Annotated in this window: 22 protein-coding genes and 1 pseudogene; 16 read left to right on the forward strand and 7 right to left on the reverse strand. The window is 46.5% G+C overall.

All coding sequences use genetic code 11. The features are described 5' to 3' along the window. Positions 1 to 52: 52 nt before the first annotated feature. The 9 genes and pseudogenes from mobH to SJY39_RS00295 all read left to right on the forward strand — a co-directional run bounded on the left by mobH (position 53) and on the right by SJY39_RS00295 (position 8495). Complete coding sequence (gene mobH / locus SJY39_RS00255) at positions 53 to 1963, forward strand: MobH family relaxase (RefSeq protein WP_390240630.1); 1911 nt, start codon at positions 53 to 55, stop codon at positions 1961 to 1963. A 2-nt stretch (positions 1964 to 1965) separates the two neighbouring features. Continuing rightward, entirely contained in the window at positions 1966 to 2499 is a 534-nt protein-coding gene (locus tag SJY39_RS00260; protein ID WP_157936603.1) for an STY4526/YPO1902 family pathogenicity island replication protein, read from the forward strand. Between the two features lie 18 nt (positions 2500 to 2517). After that, positions 2518 to 3177, forward strand: a complete 660-nt coding sequence (locus tag SJY39_RS00265) for a PFL_4669 family integrating conjugative element protein (protein WP_390240631.1) — start codon at positions 2518 to 2520, stop codon at positions 3175 to 3177. Further along, positions 3170 to 4312 carry a hypothetical protein gene (locus SJY39_RS00270; RefSeq protein ID WP_390240633.1) on the forward strand — a complete coding sequence of 381 codons (1143 nt, stop codon included), beginning with the start codon at positions 3170 to 3172 and terminating at the stop codon, positions 4310 to 4312. Before SJY39_RS00265 ends, SJY39_RS00270 begins: the two co-directional genes overlap by 8 nt. An 833-nt stretch (positions 4313 to 5145) precedes the next feature. Then, the gene (locus SJY39_RS00275; protein WP_390240634.1) at positions 5146 to 5550 is read left to right on the forward strand and encodes a hypothetical protein; all 405 of its coding nucleotides are present in this window, start codon (positions 5146 to 5148) and stop codon (positions 5548 to 5550) included. Positions 5551 to 5558: 8 nt separating this feature from the next. Beyond that, entirely contained in the window at positions 5559 to 6575 is a 1017-nt protein-coding gene (locus SJY39_RS00280; RefSeq protein ID WP_390240635.1) for a DNA adenine methylase, read from the forward strand. A 241-nt stretch (positions 6576 to 6816) separates the two neighbouring features. Then, positions 6817 to 7026: a hypothetical protein gene (locus tag SJY39_RS00285; protein WP_390240637.1), complete on the forward strand. Its 210-nt coding sequence runs from the start codon at positions 6817 to 6819 to the stop codon at positions 7024 to 7026. A gap of 42 nt (positions 7027 to 7068) precedes the next feature. Next, positions 7069 to 8016: pseudogene (locus SJY39_RS00290) on the forward strand (Rpn family recombination-promoting nuclease/putative transposase). Positions 8017 to 8279: 263 nt separating this feature from the next. Further along, complete coding sequence (locus tag SJY39_RS00295) at positions 8280 to 8495, forward strand: hypothetical protein (RefSeq protein ID WP_390240639.1); 216 nt, start codon at positions 8280 to 8282, stop codon at positions 8493 to 8495. Positions 8496 to 8525: 30 nt separating this feature from the next. On the opposite strand, the gene SJY39_RS00300 is transcribed toward SJY39_RS00295, so the two are convergent. Beyond that, positions 8526 to 8867: a DUF723 domain-containing protein gene (locus tag SJY39_RS00300; RefSeq protein WP_390240640.1), complete on the reverse strand. Its 342-nt coding sequence runs from the start codon at positions 8865 to 8867 to the stop codon at positions 8526 to 8528. Next, positions 8861 to 9499 carry a recombinase family protein gene (locus SJY39_RS00305; RefSeq protein ID WP_102305866.1) on the reverse strand — a complete coding sequence of 213 codons (639 nt, stop codon included), beginning with the start codon at positions 9497 to 9499 and terminating at the stop codon, positions 8861 to 8863. Before SJY39_RS00305 ends, SJY39_RS00300 begins: the two co-directional genes overlap by 7 nt. A gap of 312 nt (positions 9500 to 9811) precedes the next feature. On the opposite strand from SJY39_RS00305, the gene SJY39_RS00310 reads away from it, so the two are divergent. Beyond that, positions 9812 to 10258 carry a hypothetical protein gene (locus SJY39_RS00310; RefSeq protein ID WP_055318517.1) on the forward strand — a complete coding sequence of 149 codons (447 nt, stop codon included), beginning with the start codon at positions 9812 to 9814 and terminating at the stop codon, positions 10256 to 10258. Between the two features lie 212 nt (positions 10259 to 10470). Here SJY39_RS00310 and SJY39_RS00315 read toward each other — a convergent pair whose 3' ends face one another. Then, positions 10471 to 10746: an HU family DNA-binding protein gene (locus SJY39_RS00315; protein ID WP_390240641.1), complete on the reverse strand. Its 276-nt coding sequence runs from the start codon at positions 10744 to 10746 to the stop codon at positions 10471 to 10473. A 14-nt stretch (positions 10747 to 10760) separates the two neighbouring features. Then, a complete protein-coding gene (locus SJY39_RS00320) occupies positions 10761 to 10907 on the reverse strand; it encodes a hypothetical protein (protein WP_390240642.1) in 147 nt (48 codons plus the stop codon). A gap of 940 nt (positions 10908 to 11847) precedes the next feature. Here SJY39_RS00320 and SJY39_RS00325 point away from each other — a divergent pair. Beyond that, positions 11848 to 12006, forward strand: coding sequence for a Hok/Gef family protein (locus tag SJY39_RS00325; RefSeq protein WP_017110292.1), 159 nt, complete (start codon positions 11848 to 11850; stop codon positions 12004 to 12006). 71 nt (positions 12007 to 12077) lie between these two features. On the opposite strand, the gene SJY39_RS00330 is transcribed toward SJY39_RS00325, so the two are convergent. The 3 genes from SJY39_RS00330 to SJY39_RS00340 are packed head-to-tail and all read right to left on the reverse strand — an operon-like array spanning position 12078 to position 13507. After that, the gene (locus SJY39_RS00330) at positions 12078 to 12998 is read right to left on the reverse strand and encodes an integrase domain-containing protein (protein WP_274135681.1); all 921 of its coding nucleotides are present in this window, start codon (positions 12996 to 12998) and stop codon (positions 12078 to 12080) included. Then, on the reverse strand, positions 12961 to 13248 hold the full coding sequence (locus SJY39_RS00335; RefSeq protein ID WP_371728079.1) for a hypothetical protein: 288 nt from the start codon (positions 13246 to 13248) through the stop codon (positions 12961 to 12963). Before SJY39_RS00335 ends, SJY39_RS00330 begins: the two co-directional genes overlap by 38 nt. Then, a complete protein-coding gene (locus SJY39_RS00340; protein WP_102420902.1) occupies positions 13241 to 13507 on the reverse strand; it encodes a hypothetical protein in 267 nt (88 codons plus the stop codon). The genes SJY39_RS00335 and SJY39_RS00340 overlap by 8 nt, the downstream gene beginning before the upstream one ends. Positions 13508 to 14040: 533 nt before the next feature. On the opposite strand from SJY39_RS00340, the gene SJY39_RS00345 reads away from it, so the two are divergent. The 5 genes from SJY39_RS00345 (at position 14041) to SJY39_RS00365 (ending at position 17903) form a co-directional block, all read left to right on the forward strand. Then, the gene (locus tag SJY39_RS00345) at positions 14041 to 14478 is read left to right on the forward strand and encodes a single-stranded DNA-binding protein (RefSeq protein ID WP_390240643.1); all 438 of its coding nucleotides are present in this window, start codon (positions 14041 to 14043) and stop codon (positions 14476 to 14478) included. A gap of 14 nt (positions 14479 to 14492) precedes the next feature. Further along, positions 14493 to 14726 (forward strand): hypothetical protein, encoded by a 234-nt coding sequence (locus tag SJY39_RS00350; protein ID WP_076651440.1) that lies wholly within the window; start codon positions 14493 to 14495, stop codon positions 14724 to 14726. Positions 14727 to 14821: 95 nt separating this feature from the next. Continuing rightward, complete coding sequence (locus SJY39_RS00355) at positions 14822 to 16945, forward strand: DNA topoisomerase III (protein ID WP_390240645.1); 2124 nt, start codon at positions 14822 to 14824, stop codon at positions 16943 to 16945. Then, the gene (locus SJY39_RS00360; RefSeq protein ID WP_390240646.1) at positions 16942 to 17679 is read left to right on the forward strand and encodes a hypothetical protein; all 738 of its coding nucleotides are present in this window, start codon (positions 16942 to 16944) and stop codon (positions 17677 to 17679) included. The genes SJY39_RS00355 and SJY39_RS00360 overlap by 4 nt, the downstream gene beginning before the upstream one ends. Beyond that, positions 17676 to 17903: a hypothetical protein gene (locus SJY39_RS00365; protein ID WP_390240647.1), complete on the forward strand. Its 228-nt coding sequence runs from the start codon at positions 17676 to 17678 to the stop codon at positions 17901 to 17903. The genes SJY39_RS00360 and SJY39_RS00365 overlap by 4 nt, the downstream gene beginning before the upstream one ends.

The raw sequence follows: 17903 nt of genomic DNA on the forward strand, positions 1-17903 counted from the left end.
GTGTTTATATACAGTATTTTTTGGTTTTGATAGGTCAGAAGGTAGGTTAAGGATGTTTCAATCCATTAAACGGTTCATTGATTGGCTTTATGCTGATGAACAACATAATCAATCCGATGTTTTCCCCTCTGGTGCGCTGAGCGCTCCAGAGGGCTTTGTGCTGCCTGCCACTCGGGCTGAGCTTGAACACGACGAGATTATCCAGGACAAACTCCGCGTCTTAAAACGCAGCGGCCTTGCGCTGCCGTTTGAGGTGTGGCCTGAGTTTGTCGTCGATACGGTCGTGAACTACGCCATGTGGTGTCAAGATATCCCTGCATCAGAAAATTATCACCACACCGGTAAACGCGGTTTACTGCTTCACAGCCTCGATGTGGCCATTTACGCCATGCGCCTGCGCCGTAATGCGATATTACCGCCCAATACCCCACCCGAAGAGGTTATCCACCGAGAGATTGTTTGGGTCTATGGCGTGTTTTTATGCGCGCTGCTGCACGACTCAGGCAAGATCAATGATGTGGACATCGAGCTGTATCAAGAAGGCGGGGAAGGGGAGCGTTGGAGTCCTGTCATGGGCGCCATCGACAGACCGTACCGTTGTCGTTACAACAAAGCACGCCAGTACTCGACGCACCAATATATGGGCCATACCCTACTGACTCAATTGCTCAGTTCTGACGCCATGCTGGCTATCTCCAGCGACAAAGCCCTGTTTCACACCATGGTTGAGTACCTATCGGGTCATAAAAACCCGGACAATGTCATTGAGCAAATAGTGACGCAAGCGGACGCGGCCAGCGTCGCGCAAGACTTGGGTGCCGACAAAGAGGGGATCAATCTCGCCGCTGAGCAAGCGCGCGGGGCGACGGTGTCCCTAGCGGGACAACTCAAGCTGACCTTATCGCACCTTCTGCAAAGCGCGACTATCCCACTGAACAAAAAAGGCGCCGAAGGTTTTGTGGAGGGGGAGCTCCTTTACTTGATGAGTAAGCCCATCGCTGACCGACTACGCAGTACGCTGCTTGAGCGTGGCATCACCTCTGTCCCTTCGGACAATTCCCGTCTGTTTAACGAGCTGCAGCAACACCAACTCATTCGTCCGAACGCCGACGACCTGGCGATTTGGAAGTGTGAGGTACTGCTCTCTGAGTTTGACTGGCGTCAAACCTTTACCTTTATTTGTGTGCATTGGCCGACGTTCGCCCCAGAAGCAGAGCTAGAGAGTCTAGTGGGGCACATTCTTCCTGTTAAGGGAGAAGCTGAGGGAGAAGCGACGTCTGCTCAACCTCAGTCAGTCGTTTCTGTGAATGAAGATGCGCCAACGACAGACGCCATTTATCTTGAAACGCCGCTCAACAATGAGGCCATCAGTGATGACCTCATGGCTTTCATGCAGCCAGCCATGACGCAGACTACATCGTCCATCGAGCAAGAGGATGAAGCCCCAGAAGCGACAACCTCAGCGGCAATAGAGCCCGACACGCCGATGGATGAGGTCGAAGCCGCGTTGGAAGCGTTAAACGCTGATCCCGTCTCTACGCCTGAGCCCAATGAGCCTCACGCTCTACTGCAGAAAATAGATTTGAGAGAGACCCACGGCGAAGACTTGGGCCGCGCCTTCTACGAATGGCTAGATTCGGTCCTTAAAGGCGGCGTCCACCCGGTGAACCGTCAAGACGCGTTATTCCATCGTCTTGAGCAAGGTTTGTTTGTGGTCTCGCCTGGCGCCTTTCGTACCTTCATCGATGAGCGTTGCCAGTACGCCAAAGCCAACAGTTACAGCGAGGTTCAACAAGGGTTGCAACCTCTAAAGCGTCATATCGTCACGAAAGAAGCGCGTAACGTACACAAAGCGCGCATTCAAGATTCCAATCAAGCGCTGAACGGCTTTTTGTTTCCTTTGACCGAAGCGTGGGAAACTCGCTACGCGGTCAATCCACTTGTGATGTTGGAGGGGGTATGAGCATGAAAAAAGACGATCTTACCAGTGAAGTGCATTGGGCCGTTCTTAGCCACCTTGCTCATATGGCTTGTACTGGACAAGACATGGCACTGATGTCAGCGGGGTTTGATGCGAAATTAATAGGTCAATTGAAGAAGCAGTCTTTTTCTGAAATGAGGGCGCTTTCTCAGACTATCTGTGGACGCCAATGTGCTATCGATATCGACGCGCTTCGCCATGCCCTGGAAGTCTCAGAGATCCCTAATGAGGTGATTGTTTTTTTGCAACTTGGCTGCAGCAATAAAGCGTTGTCGCATTTCTTTTTTGTGAACGGAAAAGTGTCTTCGCATTGGCGAAAAATGGTGAAGCCGAAAGAGGCGTTCAGACAGCGATGCGTTCCTCCCTCGCAGATTCATGTGTTATGGAAAGCATTGGAGCAGCTACCTATTAATAACGTCCAACGGATTAATCAAGAGCAAATAGTCGCTGTGGCACAGCAATGCCAACTGAGCATTGGGGCGATATGGGCTGAAATTTGTGATGGTAGTCAACATTAGAAAAGTGGGATAAAGAGCATGAGCAATAAAAAGCAGCAAAGCAACAAAATGGGGGGCTTGGTGGCCAGCGCCGAGGTGCAATTGCACAGCGTCGAAACCGTCAAACTCTGGAATCCATCGAAACGGAGCAAAGCCCCCGGTGTTGGGTTGTTTTTTCAACGTCTCTCGACACTGGAGCATGCGGCGCGCCATGACGATCCTTACGCGGATTTTGCCCTACTTGAAATCGAGCGTGCCATCAATGCGGCGTTTACTTTGTGCCAATCCACGCTCGATGCCCTGCCTCAGCGTAACAGTTCCCGCATTTTGTATCATGAGACCTTGAGTCGCGCGCCAGTGAAAAAATCCGTATCGGTCAAGACGCGCTTTGGTTGGCGTCTTCTGGCGCTGTTAGAGCAATTTGATATTGCGATGGTGCAACTGTCAGATGCGCACTTTAAAGCGCAGATGACCCGCAGTGATTTTGAACAACATCGCCTCGCGTGCTTGAAAGCCTTGCGTGGGATCATTTCCATGAGCGTCACCTTTCAACATTCGGGGGTGACCCGACAAGATGTGACGGACAACAATGCGAAAGCGCAAGCCGCTCAGGCGAAGCTCGGTGCTATCCCTTTTGAAGTCTTGGAAGGGGTTGAGCGCGCGGAGTTTGCGCCGGTGATTAAGGTCTCTCATGGCTAAACGAACCGTGTTTCAGGGGGCGCCAGAGCCCCTAACGGCCAAGCCAAGCACGGTATCCTTTGCCGTAGAGCAAGGCGCGCCTTATCACCCCGATGAAGCATATCAAGTCTTGTCGGGCGAGAGACCCGCGCCAGAGGAAGAGCAAACGCTGCAAGATAAGGCTAACGAGCATGAAGCGCAGCGATATGCGCGCGAAAGCAAGCGTTCACGAAAGCGCTCTGAACTCTTGGCCGAACTCGAAAAAGCCAAGCAAACCCCAATGGGGAAGGCCACCCAACCGCTCTCGGATTATGAAGCGGCTTTGGTTGCGTTTCATCATCGCCCCGAGTATGCGCTTGAGCGCTGGAAGAAAAGTGGCAAACCGCCTAAGCTCCCAGCGGGCCTCGGCGATGTCTTTCGTGCGGTGTTAAAACACGGCGCTCGGGCTAATGGTGGACTCTACTACCAGTTGCAGCGTCAAGGCAGCACGGTGTTGTATCGTAAAGATGCGGCGCAAACCTTCGATCACTTAGTGCTCTATATGATTTGCAACACTTGTCTCAGCACGCGTTCGTTCTCACTGAGAGGCACACAGTCACAGATTGGCGAAGTGATTGGTAAAAGCCAATCCACGGTCTCTCGTTGGCTCTCCTTATTGATCCGGTGTGGGTTGCTTCGTCATGCCTTTATTGGGGATAACCTCGCGACCGACCCACGTGGCGGCCTGGTGCACGATAAAAGTGATGGGCAAAAGCGCAATCTCAACAACGTTTATGTATTAACGGACGACTTCGGGACTTTAGTTGGCGGAGAAACCGCTGGAAAGAAACTTTGCCAAGAATTTGAAGCGAAGGATAAGGTCGCGATTCAAGAGGGGGCAGGGAGCCTACCGGCGCGCTTGGCCATACTGCGTAATACCCTATGGGAAGGCACCATTGAACGTCGTAATCAGGCGATTGGGGCAGCCAGTACCAAACAGAAAGTTCAACAAACCAATGATCGCTCTAGAGCGCTGAGCCTGGTTGTTAAAAAAATGCTCGATGAAGGGTTAGACCGCACGCTGAGCCAGCAAGAATTCGAGGTGACAGCGAATACCCGCCTTAAACATTTGGGCTTCTCTCCTACCGCTTCACCGCCCGAGCCCCTCGCGGCTTAATCTTCCTACTTTCTTATCCTTTTGCTTCTTTGAAGCGGCTTTAGCACATCCCTCTATCGACTTAATTTGACCTTCATCACACTCTCTTAGTCAGGCTTTACCTTCATTGTTTCTCTTTTCGACTGATTTTCAGTCTGCGGTGGATAAAATTCTCTTATGGGGAGCGTTTTGTGGGCTTTGTACGTTATCCACACAAAATGGATACTAACTATTGAGATATATAGATACTACGACGATGAAAAATAGATGCCCCATTTTATAACTTAAATTCGATACTTTTCTTTCTATTACTAATTTTAAAAATCTGTGGATAGAGTGGATAAATCAAAGAGCCTTAAACTACCTCCCATTCTTATCGTATCAAGTCTCTCGATAAACTCACCTTCAGACGATATCACGATAAGAACGGGCCCCACTTCCACGGACCATCCGGTAGCACAGCGATACACTCCGAACACACGTTAATATCACCGCCTTATCTTACTCGCTGCGCTCGCGCATTCTGGCAAGGCGAGGAGCAAGATTTAAGCCATAGTGACTGACTGTGCGACCTTTCTTGTGAAAAGTGCGGTGGTCAATATTTTTTCGCTTTGCTCATTCTGTATGTCGTCGCGCGCTCCTCCATGGCCGATTGCAGTACCTGGCGAGCGTTAAAGGATTGTGGCGTGCGTTAGAGTGGCTTTGGGGTGGGGGATGGATAAAATCCAAAAGGTCAGTGTTGAGATGTTACCTTGATTTAAGTGACTGTTATAAAAGAAAAAATCGGCTATTAAATAGCTGGTTTATGCTATTATCTTATTGAAAGTTATCAAAATTAAAATGAGGAAAGCATAATGAATGAAGTGTACAAAAAGTTTGGCGAAGCATCCGAACTGGCACAGCTTTTAGAGCATGAGCTCGGGACGTTATTGATACGTATTTTGGGAGTGGCCCCTAATCTTGTTACCGACAAGCCAGAATTGGCTTGGACGCTTTTGGATGATGAGCATCGTCCAGCATTGAATCTCTTTATTCGTCAGCAAAAAGGGCAACATCAAGAAGAGCTGGTCATGCAGGCTCTTAATGAGTCCTTCAAAGCTCTGCATGGTCTTCACCATGGCTTCTTTCGACGCTATCACGGCAGTAGCGAGACTGAAATGCTTGAAGCGTTAGAGGCGGTGGTCATGAGCTTATGGCAGGGGTACCGTTCGGTCATGCTGCTTTCTGGCGTTGATATTGATGAACTGCTTAATACCTAGGAGCTACTATGCACACCCCTCTACTTCGTTATCATGGTGGTAAGTACCGCCTTTCTTCTTGGCTCTACGGTTTCTTCCCTGAGCATCGTGTTTATGTGGAGCCGTTTGGTGGCGCCGCTTCGGTGTTGTTGCGTAAACAGCGCTCGCACGGTGAGGTCTACAATGATCTTGACCAGGATATTTTTAACTTGTTCCAGGTACTACGAGAGCCCGATAAAGCAACGCGACTGATAGAGATGTGTCAGTTGACACCTTACAGTCGGGACGAGTTCCAATTGGCGTATGAGTTTTGTGAGGAGCCGGTTGAACGTGCGCGCCGCACGATTGTGCGTAGTGCTATGGGTTTTGGTAGCGGCGCTGCGACCGGTCATAAAACGGGTTTTCGCTCTGATGCGAGCCGTCAATATGCGAATGAAGCGGCGTGTTGGCATCGATACCCTCCGGTATTACGTTATGTGCATGCTCGCCTGCAGGGAGTGAATATCGAAAATCGTTGTGCTTTGCTCTGCATGAGTAAAAATGATAGCCCTCAGACGTTACACTATGTTGATCCGCCGTATTTACCGGCAACTCGGAAACTCAATACTTCTGGAAGCGTATATCGTCACGAGATGAATGAGGGAGAGCATGAGACGTTATTAGCTCACTTACAGTCCCTAAAGGGCTCTGTAGTCTTGAGTGGCTACGATAGCGATTTGTATAACGATGTGTTGGTTGGGTGGTATAAAGAAACACGGCAAGCCCGAGTATCTGCAGGTCGTGGGACAGGGCTTCGTACAGAGTGTGTTTGGATTAATTCTGTTGGTCAGGAAGCGTTGCGTGCAGGCTCTGTTGGCAAACATCACACATCACGATCTGCGTATTTAAGTCATCGTGTCCGTTCCGATCAGTCAGAAAAGGCGATTGAGGTAGCGATTGAAGCGTTAAGTCAAGCAGGAAAGCCAGTATCAAAGGCGGCCGTAGCCAGAATCGTGGGGTTACGTCGTGAGCACATATCACGGCGCTATTCTCATTGCTTTGTGTAGTCTATGAGTAGGTTTTATGTATAGATAGAATGAGTTAACATGCTCACTCCTTCTCTATTGCTTAGACTGATTTCTGAAAACGAGAAGACATGTAGCATCGCTGATGCTTAACGATAATAATAGTGCTTCAAGGGAGAGATTATGCCGGTATCTAGACCAACATTAAAAGATGTACTTGAGGGAGCGCTTGAATAAAACCTTCGTAAGGTCAACGTGTTTGCTCATCACCGTAGGAAAATGAATGATGAAATGTCGTAGAGTAAAGCAAATGATGGTTGATGTAGCCAATGCGAGTACGCATATTCGTGGCTACAAGACTGCCAAGGAAAAAGGGGTCCATGGATTTGACCAAGCAGGGGTGTTTCACTGCTCTGGTAGCAACTTTATCTGGGTTTATGAAGGTTGCACAGTGTCGTTGCCTGGCGTTGTTAGAGATTACATAGAGAAATAATAAAAGTAAGTGTGTATATGCATTGAGTGTTAGGATAATGACATGAAAAAAACAACGCCAACCCCACATGATGCGCTTTTTAAGCAGTTTATGACGCATCCAGAAACCGCTAAGGACTTACTGGATATCCACCTACCTGCTCCTCTGCGTGACATCTGTGATTTGACGACATTGAAACTCGAATCCGGCAGCTTTATTGAAGAAAGCCTGCGTCCTTACTATTCGGATGTGCTCTATTCTCTCAAAACCTCTCAGGGAGAAGGGTACGTCTACGCGTTAATCGAACACCAAAGTCAGCCAGATAAGCACATGGCGTTCAGACTGATGCGTTACGCTATTGCCGCCATGCAGCAACACCTTGAAGCGGGTCATGAGCATTTACCTTTGGTGATACCACTGCAGTTTTACCATGGTAAAGTCTCGCCTTATCCTTATGCCATGAATTGGTTAAAAGGCTTTGCTAATCCAGACCAGGCGAAAGCGCTTTATACTCAAGACTTTCCATTGGTCGATGTCACGGTCATCTCCGACGATGACATCATGCAGCATCGCCGTATCGCCTTGCTTGAGCTGGTACAAAAGCACGCGAGACATTGAGATATCATGGATTTCCTTCAGCCTCTGGTCACATTGCTCTTAACCGATTACACTACAGATAAGCAAGTACAGTCATTGATGAGCTATTTACTCCAAGTGGGTGAAACGAACAACTTAGAGGCGTTGATCACGTCACTGGCCTCATCAGTACCGAAACACGAGGAGACACTTATGACGATTGCAGAACAATTACGGCAACAAGGCGAACAACGTGGACGTCAAGAAGGGCGTCAAGAAGGGCGTCAAGAAGGCATACAACTAGGCGAGCAACGCGGCCGCCAAGAGACACTCAATGAAATGGCGCGGAAGATGATGCTTAATGGCATGGACCAACAAGCCATTATGGACGTGACTGGATTGAGTAAAGACGAACTCGCTCAACTTTCTCACTAGTCTAGAGAGATGACGTATCAGCCTGCCCGTTTAACGGTAAGGCTAATTTCCGTTTCACTCAGCCCTCATTTTTGACAATACGCCCGTTCGTTTTCTCTTTGCTCCTAACCTTTCTCAAAATCAGGTACAAACGGTATTAAGCCGTTTATAGCCCTAAGTGTTTAGTCAAACATATTTACGAAATAGCTTTCATTAGTCAAAATACTTTACTAAGATAAGTGATTTGGTCAAACATTTTGACTAATAATTTCGGAGGTGTCTCAATGAGTTTTGTACCAGACTATAAGCTCTCAGAACTCAGTAAAATGGCTGGGTTTGATACCGTTGACGAATTGGCCAGCTACGCATCTACAACGCGGCAGAACCTAGACAATTGGAACAAGTCCCAATCAAAACAGGATTTTCTTAGAGTTGTGATTATGGGGGCCAAGGTTTTGAAGGCTCAAGATATTAAGCGCCGAGTGACTATGTCTAGCTAACAAACATCGCCCTATCTAGGTGGTCACTTGTCAATCAAACACCTTCAGCAATAGATGTTGATATTTTTTCGTCCCTCCACGAACATTGAAGTTATCCGTCCCACATCCCCTGACTTCATTCTTTTCATCGGCTTTTTTTGGTGTACGTTTTGCCTGCTGCGCACGACTGCAAAGCGGGCAACCGATCTTTTTTACCGTGGCCAGAAAGTTATTGGGTGTTGTATGGAAGGCGCCGTGCTCTGGGCATAATATTTCGACAGGGGTAGAACGATTGATGTACTTCATTTTCGAAAAATCGTACCGCTCACCGTACTTTAGTTTTGCTTTTTGGATAAAGAGGTTTTCTCGATCTTGTCGTGATGGTCTTAACATAGCGTCTTGTTGTTTTTTATTAATTTAGAAACTTTGGAAATAGTGTGTCTGGAGCAACCTATAAGCGTTTCAATCTGGCTGTAGCTTTTGCCTTCTCGAAGTAGGCCTTCTATCTTTTGGTGCAATTTGACATTAACCGGTCGACCTTTGTATTTCCCTTCTTTTTTCGCTCTTTGTACGCCTTGCGCTTGGCGTCGACGTCTATCTTCATAATCTTTTCTTGCGACAGCGGCCAGCATATCGAGCATCATGCTGTTGAGTGCTGCAAGCATTCGTTCTGTAAACTCATCGGTGGTCTTCATGAATTGATGACTCGTCGGTAGGTCTAATGCCACCACCTTTAGCCCTTTATTGGCGATGATGTTTTTCAGCTGCTCCCAATCTTTGGTGTTCAAACGACTAATTCGGTCTACCTGCTCAACTAGGATGATATCACCGGCCATGGCGACATCGAGTAGTCGAAATAACTCAGGACGATGTAATTGAGCGCCAGATTCATTTTCTTCAAACCAGCACGCGATCGGGAACCCCATTTTGTCTGCAAAGTCAATAAGGTCATTTTTTGCTCGTGAAGCATCTTGCTCGTCGGTCGATGCTCTTAGGTAACCATAAATTCGTATATTGCTGTTCATTGGTGCATTTTACATTGGTTTAGTTATGTTGGTGCATTATACATATATTTTTGCCATTTACAGCACTAAAATAGCTTGGTGCATTAAAGGTGTACCTAAAATAAACTGATTTATCTAGAAGTTAAAAATAGTTTGACAAGCAAAATTAAGGTCATGTTTTTAAGGCTGAGTTTTGATCCTGCTGAGAGTGAGGTGGCTTTTGATAAGGTAAACAAAGTAATCTCTCATTTTTACTTGTAGAAATTGAGTGAAAGTTTTTCGGGTATGGGAAAGGTGGCATAGTAAGCATAAGGAAACTAATAAGAGGTCAGTATGTCGGAATATAAATTAACGGAAGAAATAATTAAGCTGTCTCAATCGAAGTTATGGGATGTTGCTAAATCTGAGTGGACTCTTTACGAAATATACGAAGCTGATAAGCCAGAGCGTTGTTTATGTGGGCACTTTCCTATCATTGAGATTTGTAATCTTAAGAATAAGTTAAACTCTAACTATGCGACCGTTGGAAACTGCTGTGTTAAGAAGTTCATTGGTTTACCCTCTGATAAAATTTTCCAAGCAATAAAACGCGTTAGAAAAGATGATAAGAAATCGTTAAATGCAGAGGCAATAGCTCATGCTTATGACAAAGGTTGGATTAATGATTGGGAAAAAAGCTTTTACTTAGATGTTATGCGAAAGCGTAAACCGACTCTAAATCAACTCAATAAAAAAATACAGATTAACAATAAGTTAGCCAATAAAATGAAGCGTTTATAAGTATGCTAACAATGTTCCATTAGTTATTGGACATGGGCGATATTTCTACTTTTTTGAAGGCAGGACATTTTAAAGTGGGATAAACAAAAGGCAGCCCGAAAGCTGCCTTTTTGAGTCACAAAAGATGACTATCAAATCAAATGGAAGGTGATTTATGTATGTGACTCACCTTTTTATATGTGGTTGTTTTGCTGAAAATCAACAGCAAAGCGTTATGGATTTAAAGCTTCTTTCAACTTCTTACCCGCTTTAAATGTTGGGCTTTTTGAAGCTGCAATTTGAAGGGGTTCACCGGTCTTCGGATTGCGGCCTTCACGCGCTGCACGGTGGGTGATTTTGAATGTGCCAAAATCAACCAAAGTCACGTCATCACCATCGGCTAGTGTCGTGGTGATGCCTTCGATGATGGCTTTGAGTGCGGCATCGGCTTCTTTTTTAGTGATGTCGACTTCTACAGCGATATGATCCACTAATTCTTTACGGTTCATCTCTTTTCCTTGTTTTATGGTTGTTTTTCTTCTTCATCCCACTTGCTCGTCGCATAACGAAAGGTGAGGGGCTTATCGACAACGTCGCTAATTTCTATTTTAAACGTATTTTCGGTCGCGTGTGTAGTGGCGCTGGCTTTGGCTGCAGCTAAAGATCGCATGTACACGGTTTCGGACTTGAGCGTATTTCTTTCTTTCTTTATCCAAATAACGGATATTAAAGACCGCCATACCCCCTCCTGTTATATAAGTGTCAAAAGTATCATTAAAGATCGCTGCGTTTTAACTAAGGCGGCGAAAGTGAGCATTATAACCCCATTTTTGAGTCGTCTAGCCAGCCCATCACATTGTTTTATCTTGTGATATACTAAGCCTGTTGTAGTTGAATACTGACTGCACAGTATTAAGCACACGGGGTTAACCCCCCTTAAATGGCTCTCTGAAACGTGTCGCGGCTTCTTCTCTAATAGAAAGGAGTGAAAGCATACTTAACTGCTCAGGCTCTGCGCCTGTTCATTCAACTGTTTGATTTTATATCAATTCAATATGGCCACTGCGTCATTATACTGCTCTGATTTCTAAGGGCTAAATTCGACTTTGCGACAGCCTGTTGCAAGCAACATAACCTTACTTGATGCCCAGGTTCTGAGGGGGACCATTGCGTCAAAAGACTTAACTTAAGGAGTGAACCTTTATCTTTAGCACTACCAGTCAGCGTGCAAGCTGGCGAGCCTAAATCATGCTTGAATGATTAATTCGTGGGGTAACTACGTCGCCGTAAGGCGTAAACTTACGATGTACAAAGGGCATTCATTTGAAGCACAAATGAATGCCCTTTGTCGTTTTTGACAAGCTTGATATCAATGGTGAAAGTGTGGGTGCTGGAAACAAACGTTCTTGATTTGAAAGGCTTGTGTTAGAATTTGTTTGGGCGCTCTTGGCTTATTTGCCATGAGTGACTGACTTTTATGTTTGCTTGTGGCAGATAAACAAAAGCCCCGTTATCCGGTTACTGTTGACGCAGTAACTTTCATTTAACGAGGCCTAAGTGATGATCCACAAACTCATTGTAGAGCCTCTTTACTGTGGAGGCAACAAAATATGCCGAAAAATAAAACAGCACTCGCAGGACTTATTGTCCTGTGCTTTACGTTCTTGTGTAGCTTATGGCTAGTTCGAGACTCACTCTGTGAGGTTCGCTACCAGGATGGTGGCACAAGTTTTCTGGCTCAATTTGTTGTCTACGAAGCAGTAAGGTAGAGCTGAGCAGGAGGGGATAAAACCCCTCCTGATTCAGTTTTGTGAAGCATAGTCTAAGAGCGCCCTTATTTCTACGAACACGTACCTCGATGAAGGTAGTGAGGTGTGATCTCTTTTCTGAAATGGCCAAGCTCTTGGCTGATGATTTCCAGTTTTTCTTCGTAACTTTTATCGGAAATAGAACGATTAAGGCGATCTTGTGCGTAAGTATATCTTAACCCATGAGCACCGTGTGACCAGCCTAGAACTCGCTTAGACAATTGACTGAAAGCATCGGTAAATTTTTTCCCGCCAGTGATGTTGTACCGGTTAGTGATAGTACATTTTCGGTCTTTGATTTGTCGGGGTTCACTCAGACGATGCCTCTCTAATTTTTTCGCTAAACAATGCGGGATCATGACGGCTCGATATAGTCCCCCTTTGCCCTTCACTACGTATTTCTCGCCTTGCAAACCCGAAAACAAATCACTGCGCCATTTTCGATCTTTTGACGCTGAAGCTTCGTCAAATCGTTGGAGGGTGAGGAGCTCTTGTACTCTGAGCCCCGCTGTAAAACACAGCGCGGTAGCTAACTGATTCTCTGGAGTTTGATGTGTCATGATTTGATGAATTTGTTTGTGAGTATAAGCTCGATTTACCCACTCTCTAGGATCGAGTTTTTCTTCTATATAAAGCTTACGCTCTGGCTCATGTAAATAAACGATCCGCTCTAGTACACGCCGCTCATTTGCAAGCATTTTGCTACAAACTTTACCGACTCGGGATGATAAATAATCCAATGCCATTTGTGGCGTAATATCTATTAGCATGGATGCGCCCATCCGCTCTTGAATAAAGGCAGCTGTCTCCACATGTCGAAAAAGAGTGGATTGACTTCTTAATTTTCCTTTCGCCTCTTTTTTGTTTTTACCTAGCCCAAAATAGTGGAAATTGAAAAAATTTCTCGCCTTGCGCTCAAACTTTTTTCGTCGGGAGCTTTTTTTGTTTGGCATATTCTGCCTCCCATTGTTTAATTCTTAAAGCAACTTGAGTATGAGAGCGGTGAACGTTTTTATGTATTGCAAGCCACTTTACTATATCGTGATAAGAGCAGCCCATCTCGCGCCTGAAAAATAAGAGTTCAGAACGATAGCGATCTAAAGGAGATCCTTTTTTTTGTGATGGTTTTGTTATTTGGGTATATTCATGATCGATAACAAGATAATTGTTATCGATTAATTCATTAAATAATTGATTACTCATACTTTGCCATGGATTTAATATCTTTTAGGAAAGGATCATCTTTCCAAGCGACAGAAGTCATATAGTGGATCTGGCTCAAGGATGCTTTCGTACTATGTTTATTGTCAAGCCAAATTGAAATTTTTTTATAACTTAAATTAACATGCCTCAAGATGAGTATTTCCTTTTTGAATGATTCAAGTTTAGAATTTTTCTTTTTCTTATCACGTTGAATCTGCCTCATTTGATTAATAAGACTTTCGCGATATTTAGGTTTCATAATAAAGACTCAAGTAAAACAGGTTTCTAGATAACCTTAAGGTAAGAATTTGCCTCAGTAAACCATTAAACGGCTTCAATGTGGCGCAAACAGGCCCCCTCAGCGGTGAGCAAGGCGATCAGCGCTGAGGGGCACGGGGAGCAAAAGCGGGGAATTTCGGTATTACGTTGAGGCAAGAAGAAAATAAATGAGGCAGTAAGGAGAAATAACACGCATGAGGCAGTATCAAGGTGGAAAATGGAGCGAACGCGACAACCTTGTTGATGGTTCAATATATTGTTGGTTGAGGCAGGAGGGGAAAGGGAAAGCAAAGGGGTGAGGCAAAAGAAATAAAGCGTTAAGCGATCAGTTCTGTGTATTGATACGTAATCAGTATAATAATAAATGATGTTTGGGCGTAACTTTAAATAGTGTAACAGAAATAATTAAAATAATCTCAATTAGAAATACTTTATTTTGACAATTCTAATTGAGATTTTCCTATTGCCTTTTTGATACTGTTTCTCGTGACTTTATTCAAAGGAGAAAAACAGATGGCAAAAGGTCTTTTTATTTTTGATGGCAATATTGGTATGACACCAGAATTGCGTTGGCAGCCGGCTAATGACCGTTCGAATGGTGAAGCTAGACCGTTATTAAAATTTAACGTCAAGTACGACCGTTTAATTAAAACACAAGATCCAGAGCGTCCTTATGAAGATAAGGGCGGGTTTTGGGTCGACATCAGTTATTGGGGGCGTGACGCTGAGGCGTTAAGTAAGTTATTACAAAAAGGCATGCGCGTGCGTATTGAAGGCGAACTTCGTATCGACACTTGGGAAGATAAAAATAACCCAGGTCAAATAGCATCGGGCATGGCATTAACGGCTTCGTTAATTACCATCATGGCGCAGCGTGTGGATGCGGTGTTATTAAAAAAAACACAGCAGTCAGGGGCGCATAATAACCCAGCCTCTCAATCTGAACTTTAAATAGGGAGTGATAGATGAGAGGAGTGAATTTATCTAACGCCATTGCCGCGCTTCGATTTCGAGTGCGCGCCCGCCGAAGTGGTGACGCCGACCAACGCGCTCAAGCGGAGCTCGGCGTGAAAGCGCAAGAGCCATTTTGTTCGCAAGTGCAGCAGGCTTTAATTGGCAACCGTGAAGGTATGACGCTCAGTAAGGTCACGCCAGGTTGGGTGAAGCAGCAACTCGCCAGCAAGGTGACGACATCATGATGGGCGACTTGTTATTGGGTCAGCGCTTTCTTTATCAAGAAGGTGCTCTAAAGGTGACATGGTCACCTTGTTTGTGCGTAGGTTGGAGGTAAACCATGCGTGTGTTTTTATGTGAAAAACCGTCCCAAGGACGAGACATCGCCAAGGTACTTGGTTGTCATGAAAAAATCGAGGGGGCGCTGCGCGGCCAAGGTGTGGTCGTGACCTGGGGTTTTGGTCATATCTTGTCTCAAGCCGACCCAGAGCATTATGACTCAGCATTAAAAGCTTGGTCTTATGACACGCTTCCCATCGTGCCGGCGACCTGGCAAATGATGGTGCCAGCCGATAAGAAGAAACAGTTCAATGTCATTAAAACATTATTGGCCAGTGCGACAGAGGTGGTGATAGCGACTGATGCCGACCGTGAAGGGGAGGTGATTGCGCGTGAGATTTTGGAGTTTGTGGGTTACCAAGGCCAGGTCTCTCGACTTTGGCTCAGCGCCTTAGACGAAGCGAGTATTCGTAAAGGTCTGAATAATCTCAAACCCGGCAGTGAAACAGAATCGCTGTATTGGGCGGGACTTGGCCGCAGTCAAGCTGACTGGTTGCTGGGCATGAACCTAACGCGGCTTTGCTCTTTGGTGGGGCGAGATGCCGGTTATCGCGGCGCCTTATCGGTGGGCCGTGTCCAAACGCCCACCTTACGGTTAGTGGTTGAGCGAGACTTGGCCATCGCTCACTTTGTCTCTAAACCGTTTTATGACGTCGTCGGTGACACGGGATTCTCGTCAAAATGGCAAGTGCCAGAAGCGCAAAGCGATGAATCAGGGCGCTGTTTGTCTCGTGAGGGAGCTGAGCGTGTGGCTCGGGATTGTCAGGGACAAGTGGCGACTGTCGCCGTGTTTGATACCAAGCGCCAAAAAGCCAAACATCCAGCGCTGTTTTTCTTGGGTTCTCTGCAGAAGGCCATATCGGCTCAGTTCGGTTACACCGCGCAGCAAGTGCTCGATACGGCGCAAGCCTTGTATGAAAAGCACAAGCTGACCACCTATCCGCGTACTGATTGCGCGTTCTTACCGGTGAGTCAGCAGGGTGAAGTGACTCAAATTTTGAGGTCGCTGGGTCAGACCCCAGAGTTTGCATCAATGTGTCAAGGTGCGGACGGGGCAATAAGCAGCGCGTGTTGGAACGATAAGAAAGTAGCGCAGAGCTCGCACCACGCCATTATCCCTACTGCAAAGGCGCCGGTACTCACCGGATTGACGGAGCGCGAAAAACACGTGTATCAAGCCATCGTGCAGCGTTACGTCGCTCAGTTCTATCCGCACGCCGAAGACGATGCCACTGTGATTGAATTGCAGTGTGGGAGTCATCGCTTTAAAACCTCCGGCAAAGTGGAGCGCGTCAAAGGCTGGCGAGTTGTCACTAAGGAAGAAAAAGAAGAGGGGAAAGGGAAGAGCGAAGAAAACCCGTCTCAATATCTGCCTTCCTTAACGGTCGGTCAGTCGCTGACGTTTTCCAAGGTCAATGTGGTGAGTAAGAAAACCACGCCGCCTTCTGCGTTTACCGAAGGGACGCTCCTCGATGCGATGGCCAATATTGCGCGCAGCGACAATATCCCCGAACAGTTCAAAGCGATTTTGAAAGAGACGGCGGGGCTTGGCACGCAAGCGACGCGCGCGGCCATCATTGAGACGCTCAAAAAGCGCGGCTTTGTGGAAGCGAAAGGCAAAAAGCTTCTAAGTAGCGAAGCGGGACGCGGTTTGATTCAGGCGCTGCCGAACGAAGTGAGCAACCCGGTGATGACCGCGATTTGGGAGCAGTCGCTCGAAAGCATTGCCAAGCGAGAGATGAGCCTCGATGCCTTTATGCAAAACCAAGAAGGGTTTGTGCGAGCCATTGTCAATAAGGTGAAGTCCGGTGACATCACCATTACCTTACCGAAAGTCGTAGAGCCCGAAGCGCCATGCCCGTTGTGTGGCAAGACAATGCGTCTTCGCACAACCAAGAAACCGTTTTGGGCGTGTGAAGACCGCGAGCTATGCGGGCTTGTTCTCGATAGCGTGCGCGGAAAACCCGCCAAAAATCAAAAGTGTTCGTGTGGCAAAGGCGTGTTGGTGCGCAAGTCTGGGAAAAACAAAGGCAGTTTTTACTGGAACTGCAGCGCGTGGAAACAAGGTTGCCAGAAGCGTCATTTCGATGACAAAGGCAAATTAGGAAAGGAGATGGGCTCATGAAAAAAGAAAATAGAGCACAGTGGTGGAGAGCGCAGTGGCGGGATTGCTTCAAGACGCTTTATGAGACTTTTATTGAGATATTGGCAATGTTAACGATAGCCCTATCTTCTCTAGTTTTGTTGGCTACGGTGAAAATGCTTTGGTCATACTTAACGTCATTAAATGGCGCTATTTATATTGATGACTTAGTGAATGTTGGTTGGTGGAGTGTTCTTTTTGTTGGGAGTCTTTTCGCCATCGTGAAAGCTGTACGCGTGATGCTTCCCAAAGCAGAAGATACCCGAGATGAAGATATGCAGCGGTATATGGAAGAAGGCAATACGGCGTTTTATCAAAATCTAAATATTGAAGATAACCCCTACCTGCAAGGTTTGATGAAGGATGAAGAGGAAAGTACAGCAGTGCTTTGTTGGGAAGAAGGTTGGAAAGCGGCGGATTACGCCATGTTAAAAGAGCGGGCGTTGAGTGGGTGGTGGTTGGATTTTTGCCAAGCGACTCATGTTCGCCTGTGTTATGGGAGTGATTTGTTTTATTTGGAGTTTTATCAGCATGGACGATTCTTAGGCTATGTATGGATCGATGATGCATTTTCGATGTGGTCTATGAAAGAAGATATTCCAGATGGGCTTAAATGGTTGTTACGAGAGTTGCGCAGTCGGCCTAATAGAGAGGATTGGCTTGATTATCGTGAGCCAGTGGCATTGGACTCAGTGTTAAAGGAAACAGGAACATGATAGTTGCCCGCTCGTTATCACCGGCTGAGCCCGACTTGATGGAAGGGCGTACGTTATCCGTACTTCGTATTCTGAGCTTGGAGGGAGTGGAAGTGGTTCAGTACCACACCCCCAAAGGCGGCTGGACGCATGATGCGCTGGAGTGCGTCGATTATTTTTCGGTGAGCCCTGACGGTTGGGATGCTTACCTCGGTGAGCAGTGGATTGGTTCTTCTGAGATATAG

The organism is Vibrio sp. R78045, assembly GCF_042466085.1.
GTDB lineage: Bacteria > Pseudomonadota > Gammaproteobacteria > Enterobacterales > Vibrionaceae > Vibrio > Vibrio cyclitrophicus.